This is a genomic window from Gelidibacter sp., from assembly GCF_039916245.1.
Taxonomy (GTDB): Bacteria; Bacteroidota; Bacteroidia; order Flavobacteriales; family Flavobacteriaceae; genus Gelidibacter.
Genome location: NZ_JBDSLS010000200.1, coordinates 14,985 through 30,608, shown reverse-complemented (window position 1 = coordinate 30,608; position 15,624 = coordinate 14,985). Strand labels below are relative to the sequence as shown.

Here is a 15,624-nt window from a genome sequence, read left to right as displayed (position 1 = left end):
TTTAGGCTTTATTGGTGGTCTAGAAAGAAAGCTCAATAAAATCAAACAGGAATCTATTTTAAAACTTTCAGGTTTCAAAAACCTGAATAGTTATTTTCACACGCCCAAAAGAACACAACACTGTGTTTTCAAACACCACACTCATTCAAGAAGAGTCATATTGGTATAACTATAACAGGATTTAATCAACAATCTGTATAGCTATTTCAGGACGGGCCATCACCTAGCTTATAGCATGGTTATAGCATAGTTATAGCGTGGTCATAGCATAAGTATAGCATGTTTTATCCATGTATTACCACTAATGGTCCCAACTCAACTCTAGTTAAATCCCATGAAATTTATTGCCTGGTAAAGAGATACTAACGACATCAATACCAAAATTTACGAAGCAATCAATTAATAGAAAAACGGGAATATATCTGTTCTAGATCCATTGAAACAAATCAAAAAAAAAGACCTCACAGGTTTTAAAAACCTGTGAGGTCTGATATTAAATAATGTTTTAAGTCAATTAAGAAAACAAAGGTTTCCCATTCATCATTTCATTTACTTTTTCGCCAATGGCCTGCAATTTGGCTTCATTATCACGATTAGTAAGAACCTCATCAATCAATCCAACAATCGTATCCATGTCAGCTTCTTTTAAACCTCTGGTTGTCACTGCCGGCGTTCCGATTCTGATTCCTGAAGTTACAAATGGCGATTTATCATCAAAAGGCACCATGTTTTTGTTTACGGTAATATCTGCTTTGCCTAAGGCTTCCTCTGCTTCTTTACCAGTAATATTTTTATTTCTCAAATCCATCAACATCATATGGTTGTCCGTTCCACCAGAAATAATATGATAATCCCTAGCAACAAACGCCTTTGCCATGGCAGCAGCATTATTTTTAACCTGTAACATATAATGCATGAACTCATCAGTTAAAGCCTCACCAAAAGCAATCGCTTTAGCAGCGATGATATGCTCCAATGGACCACCTTGATTCCCAGGGAAAACACCAGAATCCAAAAGTGAAGACATTTTTCTCAAATCGCCTTTAGGAGTTTTCATTCCGAATGGATTTTCAAAATCAGCACCCATCATAATCATTCCACCTCTTGGACCTCTTAAAGTTTTATGAGTCGTAGTGGTCACAATATGACAATGCGGCATCGGGTCATTCAAAATACCCTTTGCAATTAATCCTGCTGGATGTGAAATATCGGCCATCAACACAGCGCCAACTTTATCAGCAACTTGTCTGAAGGCTTCAAAATCCATATCGCGTGAATAAGCAGATGCACCCGCGATAATCATTTTTGGTTTTTCCTTTTTAGCGGTATCTTCTAATTTATCGTAATCAATCAGGCCAGTAGCCTTATCTACACCATAAAATGAAGGATTATATAATTTTCCTGAAAAATTCACTGGAGATCCATGCGTTAAATGGCCACCATGTGACAAATCAAAACCAAGAATTTTATCTCCAGGCTTTAAACACATTGAATATACTGCAGTATTCGCCTGACTTCCAGAATGCGGCTGTACGTTGACATACTCTGCACCAAACAAAGCTTTAGCACGATCGATAGCTATTTGCTCTACCTCATCGACGACTTCACAACCTCCATAATAACGCTTTCCTGGGTACCCTTCAGCATATTTGTTGGTTAAAACTGATCCTGCGGCTTCCATAACCTGATTGCTCACAAAGTTTTCGGAGGCGATAAGTTCTAAACCGTTTAATTGTCTTTCTTTCTCAGCTTCTATAAGCTCAAATATCTGTTGGTCGCGTTGCATAAATATGTACATTTTCATTCCCTCGAAGGAGGGAATCTATTGATTAATATAAATTTTCCCCAAAAGTACTAAATACAATAGTTAATTAGGTCAAAAATCAAATTTTTCGTCTGAAGATATTCCTTTTCTCAATTCATCTGAGACAAGATAACTTTAAGTTTATTTTTTATTTTAAATTAAAAAAAATATGTACGTTTGAATACATTTAAAAAAAACTAATTAATAGAAACCGTATGTCTTTATCAGCAAATAATCCCGATAGAACGTCGTGGCTTCACGTGGGGAAGAATTCTGACTTCCCTATACAAAACATCCCTTTCGGTGTTTTTTTAACGCGCGACGACATCATTACCATTGGCACACGCATTGGTGATACAGCCATTGATCTTGGTGCACTTCATCAATTAGGTTATTTTGATGGCATTCCACTCACTGACGATATTTTTCTTCAAGATACTTTAAATGATTTTATTGCAGATGGCCGCAAAACATGGCGTGCCGTGCGAGATAGGATCGCTTCTATTTTTGATAGTAAAAACACCACATTAAAACAAAATATAAAACATAAGGAAATTGTCTGTTTTAGATTGGATGAAATTGAAATGCAATTACCTATTCATGTGGGTGATTACACCGATTTTTATTCGAGTATAGAGCATGCAACTAACGTGGGAAGTATGTTTAGGGATCCTGAAAATGCGCTCATGCCAAATTGGTTGCACATCCCTGTGGGCTACCATGGTCGCAGCTCCTCCATTATTCCATCAGGAATTCCAATAAACAGACCTCAAGGGCAAACCTTACCAAAAGGCGCGACCGAACCTGTTTTTGGACCTTCTAATTTGATTGATTTTGAATTGGAGATGGCTTTTATCACAACAGACGCTAACGATTTTGGAGAATCCATCCCAGTCAATGAAGCAGAAGAATATATTTTTGGATTGGTTCTTTTCAACGACTGGTCAGCTAGAGATATCCAAGCCTGGGAATATGTGCCGTTAGGTCCATTCTTATCTAAAAATTTCGCGTCATCCATGTCACCTTGGATTGTAACCCTTGATGCTTTGGAACCTTTTAAAGTAGCGAATCCAAAACCAATCAAACCACTTTTACCTTATTTACAATCTAAAGGAAAGAAAGGTTATGATATCAATTTAGAAGTGGCGATACGTCCAAAAGATGCCAAGGAAACTATTGTGAGCAAATCCAACTTTAAATATATGTACTGGAATATGTCACAGCAATTGGCACACCATACTATTAATGGATGTCCTGTAAACTCTGGCGACATGATGGGTAGTGGCACCATTTCCGGTCCTACTGAGGACTCCTACGGATCGATGCTGGAATTGACCTGGAGAGGAGAAAAACCGATAAAAATGAAAGACGGCACCGAACGCAAATTCATCAACGATTATGATACCGTAATTATGAGAGGCCATTGTGAAAAAGATGGCACCAGAATTGGATTTGGAGAAGTGTCAACACAATTATTACCTATTTATAATCAGAAGAAATAGGCTTCGACAGGCTTGAAGTTGAAGTACGAAGACTAGTCTCGCTAGTTTTCGTACTTTTTTGTTTTATAGACCTTTAACTTCAGTCTCAGTGCTTCCAACTCCCCACTTTAATCGTTTGGCATATAATTTGAAATCCATTAACTTTAACCACTTAAAAACCAGAAATATGAAAGGAAAATTACTCTATACAGCATTTATTTTACTACTTGTTGCGTGCAGTAGTAAAAAACAAATCGAGAAATCACTTCATTCTGGTAATTACGATCAAGCTATTGAAGATGCCTTAAGAAAACTTGAAACCAACAAAAACAAGGATCGCAAGCAAGATTATATCATCTTACTTCAAAACGCTTATGTCAAAGCGGTCGAGCGGGATTTACAAGACATCAACCATCTTAAAAAAGATGGCAATCCCGAACATTACAAAAACATTTACGATCTCTACCTTACCTTAAATGCACGTCAGGAAGCCCTTAAGCCATTCCTGCCATTGCGTATTGACAACAAACCCGTGCGCTTCGACTTTAAGGATTATACAAATGCCATTGTAGAGTCCCGCATCGCGGTTTCTGATCATATGTATCGTACTGGCTTACAACTTCTGAAATCCAATTTCAAACAAAACATCAAAGAAGCCTACAACACCTTTCACTATGTGGATCAAATTAATCCAAAGTATAAAGATGTTCGCAATTTAATGAAAGATGCCCATAATCTCGGAACTGATTATGTGCTTGTAACCATCGAAAACCAAACCGATCAAGTTATTCCAAGACGTCTGGAAGATGACCTCTTGAATTTTGACACCTACGGATTGAACCAGTTTTGGACCGTTTATCACGCCAACCCTGAACCTCGACTCCGTTATGATTATGCAATGGCCCTGCAACTAAAACGCATTAATATTTCACCAGAAAAATTAAGCGAAAAACAACTGCTAAGAGAAAAGCAAATTGTGGATGGCTGGAAATATCAAAAGGATAGCAAAGGAAATGTTGCCAAAGACAGTTTAGGAAACGACATAAAAATTGACAACATCATCAATGTAAAAGCACGCTATTTTGAATATCACCAATTCAAATCCACCCAAGTTCTTGCCGATGTGGTCTATGTAGATTTGAAATCCAATCAAACTTTGGATGTCTTCCCAATTAACAGTGAATTTATGTTCGAACACATCTATGCCACTGTACAAGGCGATGAGCGTGCTTTAAGTGCACGTGACAGGGATCTTTTACGTAACAGACAAGTCCGATTCCCATCAAATGAAGATATGGTTTATGACACTGGCGAAGACCTAAAAGTGAAGTTAAAACAGATTATTAGTTCGTATAGCATGCGGAATTAAAATGAAAAACTCCCAAAACAGAACGTTTGGGAGTTTTATATTCCAAGATTTTTTCGTTCTCGTAATGCTTTTATAGAAGGTCATAAAGTATTTTCATTTTACCCACGAGTTCCTCTGATTTTTCAGAACTCAAAAGATACTTTTTGTCTTTTGTTGTAATACGGAACATTTGGTTTCTGTCTTTTACAAGACTCACAGAATCATCCATGGTATTTCCGATGAATCCAAAAACGCCTTTACTTCCATAGGTCATCGTCAGATTGGAATATCCCATTATACACACTTCCAAAATATCAGTATTAGGGATCTTTATCTTACCGATGTTTTTCTTTAACACGATACCATCCTTTTCAATAATAATCTTTTTTAATGAAATTGAATACAAATAAATGATGGCACCCACTATCAACAGTGGCAAAACAACACGAACGGTTATTCCTAAACTTTTATTAATTACAATGATGGTGAACAAAACCATTATCGACAAAATCACGGCGCTAAACGTGGCAATTCTGACATACGAAGAACTTTTGCTTCTGTAAATATTCATTTTTAAACTTTTGAGTATAAGAATCTCAAATGTAGTTATTTAAACAAACTTTCCCAACTCCAAATTATTGACCCCACTGTGACTGTCATGAGCTACCACTACTCCATTTTTAATAACCAATAGCTGAGGCGATTCATGTGTAACCTGAAATTTTTCTGCAATGCCAGCAGAAATCGATCTATAGTTTAACAAATCCAAATAATAAAGATCGGCTTCATTTTCGGAAAGCTTGTACTCTTTTTTAAAATGATTCATGACCATCCTACTAACCCCGCAACGTGTAGAATGTTTAAAAATGAGTTGCGTTTTGGTTTTCGAACGCTCCACAATCTCATCCAACTGTTCAATTGTAGTCAAATTAATCCAAGGTGTGACGTTTTCTTGTTTAGCTTCACCTGCTCCCGAATCTGTTGAAGCACCAAATAATTTATTAAATAATCCCATGATTTCTTAGTTTTTCATTTCTGCACATCTTCCCATTCGAAGCCGCAAGAATATTAATTTGTATTATTTTTTACCATTCCGTTAACGGAAGCGTCTTTAGTTTTCAACTATCTTTAGTAGATAAGTCGCTAACTTTTTGAAACATCCAAAACTGACGAAATGTCACGTTATTCCTGAGGATTTCCGACTTTTTGTCTCTCTTCTTATATTGGTAAGGTAATTGAAATATTGTTTTGGAAAATTAGACAATTAATATAAAAACACAACATCTTATATATGAACTTTAACAATTATACCATAAAATCACAGGAGGCTATTCAGCTCGCACAACAGCTTGCTCAGACCTATGGCCATCAGCAAATAGAAAATGAGCACATTTTTAAGGCCATTTTTGAAGTTGACGAAAACGTATTGCCATTTCTTCTTAAAAAACTGAATGTCAATGTCAACCTGTTACATCAAACATTGGACAAGCAATTGGAAAGCTTTCCAAAAGTTACGGGCGGTGACATTATGCTTTCAAGAGAAGCTAATAAAACGCTGACGGAGGCCTCAATCATCGCCAACAAAATGAAAGATGACTTCGTTTCCATCGAACATTTGATCATGGCTGTTTTTAAATCGAACAGCAAAATAGCACAAATGCTCAAGGATCAAGGCGTGACCGAAAAAGCATTAAATGCGGCCATCGAAGAACTTCGTCAAGGCGATAACGTGACTTCGCAAAGTCAAGAGGATACCTACAATTCCTTGAACAAATACGCCAAAAACCTCAACCAATTGGCCAAAGACGGCAAATTGGACCCTGTTATTGGTCGTGATGAGGAAATCAGAAGAATTCTTCAAATCCTTTCACGTCGTACGAAAAACAACCCGATCCTCGTGGGCGAACCAGGAACTGGTAAAACGGCAATTGCAGAAGGTTTAGCGCATCGCATTATAGATGGCGACGTTCCTGAAAATCTAAAAGATAAACAAGTATTCGCTTTGGATATGGGTGCGCTCATCGCAGGCGCCAAATATAAAGGTGAATTTGAAGAACGCTTAAAAGCAGTGATCAAAGAAGTAACCTCAAGCGAAGGCGATATCGTTTTATTTATTGACGAAATCCACACCCTTGTAGGTGCCGGTGGCGGACAAGGCGCTATGGACGCAGCAAATATTTTAAAACCAGCTTTGGCAAGAGGCGAACTGCGCGCTATCGGAGCAACCACACTTGATGAATATCAAAAGTATTTTGAGAAAGACAAAGCTTTGGAGCGTCGTTTCCAAAAAGTGATGGTCAACGAACCGGACACCGAAAGTGCGATTTCCATCCTTCGTGGGATCAAAGAAAAATATGAAACCCATCATAAAGTCCGTATTAAAGACGAAGCCATTATTGCTGCTGTAGAATTATCTGAACGGTATATCACCAACAGATTTTTACCAGACAAGGCGATTGATTTAATGGACGAAGCCGCGGCCAAACTGCGCATGGAAATCAATTCCAAACCAGAAGAACTGGACGTATTGGACCGTAAAGTCATGCAGCTGGAAATTGAAATCGAGGCTATTAAGCGTGAAAAGGATGAAACCAAATTAAAATCCCTGCGTGCTGATCTTGCGAATCTTAAAGAAGATCGCAATGAAATGAATGCCAAATGGATGAGCGAAAAAGAGGTTGTGGACAATATCCAAACCACCAAATCCAACATTGAAGATTTTAAAGCGGAGGCTGAACGTGCCGAGCGTGACGGTGATTATGGAAAAGTAGCTGAAATTCGCTATGGAAAAATCAAGGAAGCTCAAGCACAACTTGAAAAACTTCAAAAGGAATTACAAGAAAACCAATCGGGCAGTTCTTTGATAAAAGAAGAGGTTACCGCTGAGGATATTGCAGAAGTCGTCGCAAAATGGACCGGAATTCCGGTCACCAAAATGTTGCAATCTGATAGGGAAAAACTTTTAAAACTGGAAGATCAATTGCACAAGCGTGTGGTTGGACAGTATGAAGCAATTACCGCAGTGAGTGATGCCGTCCGAAGAAGTCGCGCAGGATTACAAAATGTACAAAAACCGATTGGCACCTTCTTGTTTCTAGGAACTACAGGCGTTGGTAAGACGGAGTTAGCAAAAGCATTGGCCGAATACCTGTTTGACGATGAAAACGCCATGACCCGAATTGATATGAGCGAATACCAAGAACGCCATAGCGTGAGCCGTCTAATCGGAGCACCTCCAGGATATGTTGGCTATGATGAAGGCGGACAGCTCACCGAAGCAGTGAGAAGAAAACCGTATTCTGTGGTATTGCTTGATGAAATAGAAAAAGCACATCCGGACACCTTCAATATTTTACTGCAAGTATTAGATGAAGGCCGATTAACGGACAATAAAGGTCGGGTTGCCGATTTTAAAAACACAATCATCATCATGACTTCCAATATGGGAAGCGATATTATACAACAACATTTTGAAGCGACCAAAGATATCGATTCAGCTATTGAAGCAGCAAAAGTCGATGTTTTAGGATTGTTAAAACAAAATGTACGTCCTGAGTTTTTAAATAGGATTGATGACATCATCATGTTCACGCCGCTATCAAAAGAGAATATTTTTGAAATAGTAGGCTTACAACTAAAAGGCTTGACAAAAATGTTAGCAAATCAAGGCATTACTTTTGACGCCACAGATGAAGCGACGACCTATTTAGCTGAAAAGGGCTATAATCCTGAATATGGTGCACGTCCTGTAAAACGTGTGATACAAAAAGAAGTCTTGAACGAATTGAGCAAAGAACTGCTCTCTGGTAAAATCACTACAGATAGCATCATTTTGCTAGACTCGTTTAACGATGAATTGGTCTTTAGAAACCAAGGCGAATTGGTAAAAGAAGCCCAAGCATAGCAAACCCTGACATGCTCAATGTCAGCGTTTAAAAGTCCGAGAGGATTTTTCATAATAAGTTGGTTGGTTAGGAAACAGCACGAACCTTGAAAAAGATGAGTGCTGTTTTTTTTCGATTGCGTTAAAGCATAGGTCATCAATTTTATAATTTCATATTGAATATCATAACGACGCATCTATGGGCATTATAAAATATTACAATTTCAAAGATTTTGAGTTGTTTGTCTTTGATGACTTTATCATAAATCAAGTCAAGGAAGGCGTCGTCATTCAATCAGAACATAATTACATCATAAATGATACGGTACAGAAACATTTTAGTGGGAAAAACATGGTTTACATTTCCAACAGGGTAAAATCCTATTCCGTTAATCCGTTGATATATCCCGAAACTGAAAAAATCCCGAATTTGGTGGCCATAGCACTGATTCCAAAAACAAAAATAATGAGGAGAAGTGCAGAATATGAAAGAAAATTCTTTGACAAGCCTTATGAGATTTTCGATAATCTGAGCCAAGCCATTGAATGGTCTCATAAATTTTTGATAAAATTAAAAGATTCTTCGAGGCTCGAATAATCCACCTCCATGCACAGTTAAAGTTTATCATCTCATGTTCGAGAATTAAAAAATAAGGTTTTAACCTAATAACTAAGCCTTTTAGGAATGAGATTCAAGTCGTTAACAAAAACAATGTTAAACATTACCTAAATGTAGGTCTACTCAGGTTTTAAAAGAGTCTTTTTATTTAGTTTAAACGTAGATAATAGGGCTGATGGCGGAAGTGAATGCTGTGAAAAACCCAATAACCTCATTCAACGAGAATTAAATATTTAAAGAAATTTCGTTTGTTACCGTTCATCTAAAAATCAGCAAAAAACTTTACTTAAGCAACCGTTTGTCGTACTTTTGCACACTTAATCTATAAGACTCCTATGAAAATTAACGCTTTTATTGACCACACCCTCTTAAAACCAACCACTACCGAAAGGCAAATTATCGATTTATGCAACGAAGCGAAAAAATATGATTTCTTTTCTGTTTGTGTAAATAGCTGTTATGTTCCTTTGGCCAAACAAATCCTGTCAAAAACAGCGGTAAAAGTCGTATCGGTCATTGGCTTTCCTTTAGGGGCTACAGCAACAGAGGCTAAGGTTTTTGAGGCTAAAAATGCAGTCAATGAAGGTGCGGATGAAATAGACATGGTCATCAATATGGGATTCCTTCGCAGCAAAAATTTTCTTGCTGTATTTAAGGACATTTCAGATGTGAAGTCGGCAATAGGTAAGATTCCGCTTAAAGTAATTTTGGAGATTAGTGAGCTTTCGAAAAACGAAATTGTGAAAGCCTGCGAAATTTGTGTGGATGCTAAGGTTGATTTTATTAAAACTTCTACAGGGTTTTCAAAAAGCGGAGCTACGTTAACCGCCGTAAAAATCATTAAAAAGACGATTAAAGATCAAGCAAAAATAAAAGCTTCCGGAGGTATCCGAGATCTAGAAACTGCTCTAAAGTACATTGATGCAGGTGCGGACCGAATTGGAACTTCATCGGGCGTGGCAATGATGACCGGTAAAACTACCGCTGCTAAGTAATAATTTTTATCTTTAGGGTTTAAACTAACCCTATGAGCGTACATATTGAAGCAAAAAAAGGAGAAATTGCAGAAACAATTCTTCTTCCAGGAGATCCATTAAGAGCGAAATGGATTGCTAACACATTTTTTGAAAACCCTAAACGTTTTAACAATGTAAGAGGAATGCTAGGTTACACCGGCACTTACAAAGGTAAACGCGTTTCTACCATGGGCACTGGTATGGGCGTACCGAGTATATCTATTTATTCCCATGAATTGATTACAGAATACGATGTTAAAAACCTGATTAGGGTTGGTAGCGCGGGTTCCTATCAAGAAGAGGTCAAACTTAGAGATATCGTTTTAGCCATGGCCGCATCCTCTACTTCCGGTATTAACGAACTCCGTTTTGGAGGTGCAGATTTTGCGCCTACGGCAGATTTCGGCCTGTTTCAAAAAGCAGTTGAGGCTGCAAAAGCTAAGAACATTTCCTTAAAGGCCGGAAACGTATTAACCAGTGATGAGTTTTATGCCGATGACTTCGAATCTTATAAAAAATGGTCGAAATTCGGAATTCTATGTGTCGAAATGGAGACGGCAGGACTTTATACAGTAGCGGCCAAACATGACGTGAAAGCCTTGAGCATCTTGACTATTTCAGACTCTTTGGTGACTGGAGAGCGCACGACATCCAACGAAAGAGAAACGACTTTTAAGGAGATGATTGAAATTGCCTTGGAATTAGCAGAATAAAACTTCATTAAAAATCGATCCATGATACGCTACCTAATAATATTTTGTATTGTTCTTTTCTCAGTAAATGCGTTTGCCCAAAAAGAACAAGCTCAAGAAATAACGACCTATTATTTTATTCTCCATGCTGAAAAGGATCGGAGTAATCCTTCTGAAAAAAACGCCCATTTAACAGACGAAGGCCATAAAAGAGCCCAAAATTGGAGTGAAATTTTACAGCACATCCCTTTTGACGCCATTTATTCAACCGACTATAACAGAACTAAAGAAACGGGACAACCCACCGCTATAAAAAACGGACTCGACATCATTACTTACAATGTTAGCACGAGTTATGATGAGGCTTTTAAAACAGCAACTAAAGGAAAAACCGTTTTAGTGATTGGTCACAGCAATACCATTCCAGAGTTTGTAAATGCCGTGATCGGAAATAAAAAACATGAGGAAATTGATGATGCTAATAATGGCAACCTTTATATTGTAACCAAAGTAGGAAACACCATCACAGAGCAAGTACTTACTATTAATTAAGCGCTTTGACCTCAATATTCTTGAGTTCTATTTTTGAAAGTAATTGCAATTTATTAGCGTTGAATAATTCGTCCATATCTGCAAATTTGATATTTGAAGTTTCTGGCTTGTAGTTGTCATAATCTGCAAAGCGCAACCTGCTAATCAGCCTTTCGTTATAAGCCTGTCTAAAACGAAAACCTTGACTACCATCATTTTCTTTAAAGGAGTAGGCTAAATAATCCATTGTAAATGAATCTTTACCTATCCAATAGATATATTCATCTTCAAAATCTTCACCTCCGCCATCTTCAGAAAAAGTGACCTTGATTTTATGATACGCTTTACCTTTTATGTCTGTTATGCCCAAATCTTCTTTATGCACAGCCTTTCCATCTAAGCCATAAGGCAAAACTGAAAAATAATGTACCGAATTAACCGAATTACTGTATTTTGAAGCGGTTGAATCTGCAAGTTGAACTTTTTCACCATTGCTAAAGCGTTCAAATCCTGTATTGCTCAAAACATCTTTTATTTGAGAAAGCGAATCTTTAAAATGACGCTGCAGCTGAAACTTTCCATTATCGCGAATGGCTGTGTAATGGATATCTCTAAAATCAAAATCAATTTGCGAATGATCAAACAGATTTCCCCCGGCAACTTCTATCGCCTTTTTGATAATATCTTCTGCAGATAGCGTCGTAAGAACTTGATTCTTCTTTTCTTTACAATTGAAAAAAGAGAGCACTACAACCATAATTAGAACGTTTCGTAACATAAGATCTGTTTTAAATGTATTTGCAAACTTAAAGATTACCGAGGCGTCTTCTTTAAAAGTTATCTTAAATGTTTTACCTTTGACTTCCTATGCAGAAAATCATCAACATAAAAAACAGAAAAGCACGGTTCAATTACGAAATATTGGACAAATATACGGCCGGCATTGTTTTAACGGGTACCGAAATAAAATCCATTAGAAGTGGTAAAGCCTCTATTGCTGAGAGTTTTTGTGAGTTTAACGAAAAAGGCGAACTCTTTGTCATCAACATGAACGTTGAAGAATATGCATTCGGAACGTACTACAACCACCGACCAAAAGCCGAACGTAAACTACTCTTAACCAAAAGAGAGTTAAAGTCGCTTAATAAAGATGTCCAGACCAAAGGTTTTTCAATTGTTCCTTTGCGATTGTTTATCAACGATAGAGGCTTTGCCAAAATGGAAATAGCCTTAGCAAAAGGTAAGAAACTTTACGACAAGCGCGAAACTCTCAGAGATCGTGACAACAAACGAAACCTGGATCGGATTAAGAAAATCTACAGTTAAACACCCGAAAAGGTCTTCAAATTCCAAAAAAATTAAAATCCAAATTCCAATTAACAACGCTCGACATCTATTCTGTTGTCTTTTTTTAAACAGACTAAAATTCTGTTGCATTCGGGCAATTTAAATAAATGGCTTACACTTTATAGCCATTAAAAGATTGAATCCGTGAAAATTCGTGTAATTCGTGTCAAAGTTTTTAGAACTTTAATCGAAGGAGCAGTGAAGTTTCAACTTAATTTGAGATTAATAAAATCACAAAATATCCGAAACTTTAGAATTCTTTAGAAGCGTTCAGGAAATTAATAATTTAAGATTGCTATAACAATCACTAGCGCCTTTTATAGTTAAGTTTGAAACGTTCCTAGCCAACCATCTAATGATAAGATGCGCCTATTTAGGATTATACATCTCACTTTATGACTAAAAATCTACTCGCTCTTGTTTTTATTTTAATCAGTTGCCATTCCTTTTCCCAAATAAAAGGACGCATTGTCGATAAAAAAAACGAACCGCTTCCATTTGTTAATATCTATGTAGAAAACACCTTTACCGGCACTACTAGTAATGACCAAGGTTACTATGATCTTAATCTGAATAAACCAGGTACCTACACAATTGTATTTCAGTTTTTAGGCTATAAGACGGTAAAGAAAGACGTCGAGATAAAGCAATTCCCATATCTGCTGGATGCTACGCTTACTGAAGAGCAAATTTCATTAAATGAAGTGGTCATTAATTCTAATGAAAATCCTGCCGACATCATCATGAGAAAAGCTATCGCTGCCAGGAAAGTAAATTTAGAGAAAATCAATTCGTTTAAAGCCGATTTTTATTCTCGAGGTTTGATTAGAATAAAAAATGCACCAGAAAAGTTTTTTGGTCAGGAACTCGACGAATTTATGGTGGGATTGGATTCGACACGCAGTGGCATCATATACCTATCAGAAACCATTTCGGAAATTGAATATAGGCGTCCAGATAAGCTAAAGGAAAAAATTATTGCTTCCAAAGTGAGTGGCGACAATAACGGATTCAGTTTCAACACGGCAAGCGATGTGGATTACAATTTTTATAATAACACGATTGAATTGGGCAATCAAATCATTTCTCCGATTGCCGATTACGCTTTTAATTACTACAGATATAAATTGGAAGGTGTTTTTTATGATGATAAAGGGAACCTCATCAACAAAATTAAGGTAATTCCGAGACGTGAAAATGATCGAATTTTTTCTGGCGTCATTTATATCGTAGAAAACCAATGGACTATTTACGCTTTGGAACTTGGTATTACGGGCATTCAAGCACAAATCCCGCCGGCTGAAGTGATCACAATCAAACAAAACTTCTCCTATTCCGACACCGATCAAATTTGGGTGCTAATTTCACAAGGCATGGATTTTAGTTATTCACTTTTCGGATTTAAAGGCGATGGACGCTATATGGCCGTGTATAGCAATTATAACTTCAACACACAACTGACAAAAAAATCGTTTGGAAAAGAGATTCTGTCCTTTGCGAATGAAGCCAATAAAAAAGATTCAACCTATTGGAAAAGTATCCGACCAGTACCTTTAACCGATGAAGAAATTAGCGATTATTTATTAAAAGACAGTGTACAAACCGTTAGAGAATCAAAACCTTACCTTGACTCTATTGATGCGAAGAACAATAAGTTTAAAATCTCAAAAACACTTTTTGGATATAGCCATCGTAATTCTTTTGAAGATTGGTCTGTTGGTTATAGCTCACCACTCTCGGACTTTCAATTTAATACGGTTCAAGGTTACAATTCGAAGTTGAGCTTTTACTATAGGAATAATATCGATAAATTCCGTCGTTTTTTCTCAGCCAATGCTTCTTTTCAATATGGAATTTCAGATGAGCGCTTAAGAGGAACAGCTTCTTTCACTTATAAATTCAACAACATCACAAAACCATTTCTAACGGTTTCTGGAGGCATTGAAACACAGCAATTTAATGAATCGCAACCTATTTCGCCTTTGGTTAATTCCATAAGCTCCTTGTTTTTTGAAAACAACTTCATGAAAATCTATGATAAAAGCTTCGCCCAAGTTGGCTATACACAAGAACTTACCAATGGTATAAATATATATAGCACGGTAGCTTATGAACGTCGGAAAGCGTTAATAAACACGACTGATCAAGTAATTTTCAATGACAAAAATGATGTTTATACAAGTAACGATCCTCGCAATCCGATCGCTTACGGAATTCCAGCTTTTGACACACACAATCTTTTGAAATTCAATTTGAATGCTCGGATTAATTTTGATCAGGAATATTTGAGCTATCCGGACAGCAAAATCAATATTCCAAACAGAAAATACCCAACGCTTTATTTGGGTTATGAAAAAGGATTAGCGGCATCAGAACGTCAGTATAATTTTGATCAACTTAAAGCGCGAGTAACACAAAGTTTTAATATTGGGAATAAAGGAGATTTCAAATACAATCTGAAAGCAGGAACATTTTTTAACGCCGATGATATTGCTTTTATGGATTATTATCATCCAAACGGCAACCAAACGCATTTAGGAACCTCAAGCACTTATCTCAATATGTTCAACAATTTACCTTACTATGCTTTAAGTACAAACACCTCTTATTTGGAAATGCACGCCGAACATGACTTTAAAGGTTTTCTTTTAAGTCGCGTGCCACTATTGAACAAACTCAATTATAATTTGGTCATCGGCTCCCATGCTTTTGCAACCGAAAACCAAAAACCTTATCAGGAATATTCCATAGGAATCGACAATATTGGCTTTAAGAAATTCAGATTCCTACGTGTAGATTATGTGCGCTCCTACCAAAACGGCTATCAAGGCGATGCCGTAATTTTCGGATTGAAGTTTTTGAATATTATTGAATAGCTGATTTTCAGACACGAATTTCACGAA

13 protein-coding genes are annotated in these 15,624 nt (G+C 37.0%); 9 read left to right on the top strand and 4 right to left on the bottom strand.

Going from position 1 to position 15,624, the window contains the following annotated elements:
• Positions 1–514: 514 nt before the first annotated feature.
• Entirely contained in the window at positions 515–1,786 is a 1,272-nt protein-coding gene (glyA, locus tag ABIQ28_RS10835; protein WP_348037156.1) for a serine hydroxymethyltransferase, read from the bottom strand.
• Between the two features lie 233 nt (positions 1,787–2,019).
• Between glyA and fahA the strand changes: the two genes are divergently transcribed.
• Both fahA and ABIQ28_RS10825 read left to right on the top strand, forming a co-directional pair.
• The gene (fahA, locus tag ABIQ28_RS10830; protein WP_348037152.1) at positions 2,020–3,306 is read left to right on the top strand and encodes a fumarylacetoacetase; all 1,287 of its coding nucleotides are present in this window, start codon (positions 2,020–2,022) and stop codon (positions 3,304–3,306) included.
• Between the two features lie 166 nt (positions 3,307–3,472).
• Positions 3,473–4,654, top strand: a complete 1,182-nt coding sequence (locus tag ABIQ28_RS10825; protein ID WP_348037150.1) for a hypothetical protein — start codon at positions 3,473–3,475, stop codon at positions 4,652–4,654.
• A gap of 70 nt (positions 4,655–4,724) precedes the next feature.
• Here the strand turns inward: ABIQ28_RS10825 and ABIQ28_RS10820 are convergent, their stop codons facing one another.
• Together ABIQ28_RS10820 and ytxJ are read right to left on the bottom strand one after the other, a co-directional pair.
• Entirely contained in the window at positions 4,725–5,204 is a 480-nt protein-coding gene (locus tag ABIQ28_RS10820) for a PH domain-containing protein (protein WP_348037149.1), read from the bottom strand.
• A 39-nt stretch (positions 5,205–5,243) separates the two neighbouring features.
• On the bottom strand, positions 5,244–5,648 hold the full coding sequence (gene ytxJ, locus ABIQ28_RS10815; protein WP_348037147.1) for a bacillithiol system redox-active protein YtxJ: 405 nt from the start codon (positions 5,646–5,648) through the stop codon (positions 5,244–5,246).
• 276 nt (positions 5,649–5,924) lie between these two features.
• Between ytxJ and clpB the strand changes: the two genes are divergently transcribed.
• From clpB to ABIQ28_RS10790, 5 genes are all read left to right on the top strand, one after another.
• On the top strand, positions 5,925–8,537 hold the full coding sequence (gene clpB, locus ABIQ28_RS10810; protein ID WP_348037145.1) for an ATP-dependent chaperone ClpB: 2,613 nt from the start codon (positions 5,925–5,927) through the stop codon (positions 8,535–8,537).
• 178 nt (positions 8,538–8,715) lie between these two features.
• Entirely contained in the window at positions 8,716–9,114 is a 399-nt protein-coding gene (locus ABIQ28_RS10805; RefSeq protein WP_348037143.1) for a hypothetical protein, read from the top strand.
• Positions 9,115–9,470: 356 nt separating this feature from the next.
• Positions 9,471–10,130, top strand: a complete 660-nt coding sequence (deoC, locus tag ABIQ28_RS10800; protein ID WP_348037142.1) for a deoxyribose-phosphate aldolase — start codon at positions 9,471–9,473, stop codon at positions 10,128–10,130.
• Between the two features lie 32 nt (positions 10,131–10,162).
• The gene (gene deoD, locus ABIQ28_RS10795) at positions 10,163–10,864 is read left to right on the top strand and encodes a purine-nucleoside phosphorylase (protein ID WP_348037140.1); all 702 of its coding nucleotides are present in this window, start codon (positions 10,163–10,165) and stop codon (positions 10,862–10,864) included.
• A 21-nt stretch (positions 10,865–10,885) separates the two neighbouring features.
• Positions 10,886–11,395, top strand: a complete 510-nt coding sequence (locus tag ABIQ28_RS10790) for a phosphoglycerate mutase family protein (RefSeq protein ID WP_348037138.1) — start codon at positions 10,886–10,888, stop codon at positions 11,393–11,395.
• On the opposite strand, the gene ABIQ28_RS10785 is transcribed toward ABIQ28_RS10790, so the two are convergent.
• On the bottom strand, positions 11,388–12,152 hold the full coding sequence (locus ABIQ28_RS10785) for a DUF6503 family protein (RefSeq protein ID WP_348037136.1): 765 nt from the start codon (positions 12,150–12,152) through the stop codon (positions 11,388–11,390). The genes ABIQ28_RS10790 and ABIQ28_RS10785 overlap by 8 nt on opposite strands.
• 89 nt (positions 12,153–12,241) lie before the next feature.
• On the opposite strand from ABIQ28_RS10785, the gene smpB reads away from it, so the two are divergent.
• Together smpB and ABIQ28_RS10775 are read left to right on the top strand one after the other, a co-directional pair.
• Complete coding sequence (gene smpB, locus ABIQ28_RS10780; RefSeq protein ID WP_348037134.1) at positions 12,242–12,700, top strand: SsrA-binding protein SmpB; 459 nt, start codon at positions 12,242–12,244, stop codon at positions 12,698–12,700.
• Positions 12,701–13,116: 416 nt separating this feature from the next.
• Positions 13,117–15,597, top strand: coding sequence for a DUF5686 and carboxypeptidase regulatory-like domain-containing protein (locus ABIQ28_RS10775; protein ID WP_348037132.1), 2,481 nt, complete (start codon positions 13,117–13,119; stop codon positions 15,595–15,597).
• The last annotated feature ends 27 nt before the right edge of the window (positions 15,598–15,624 follow it).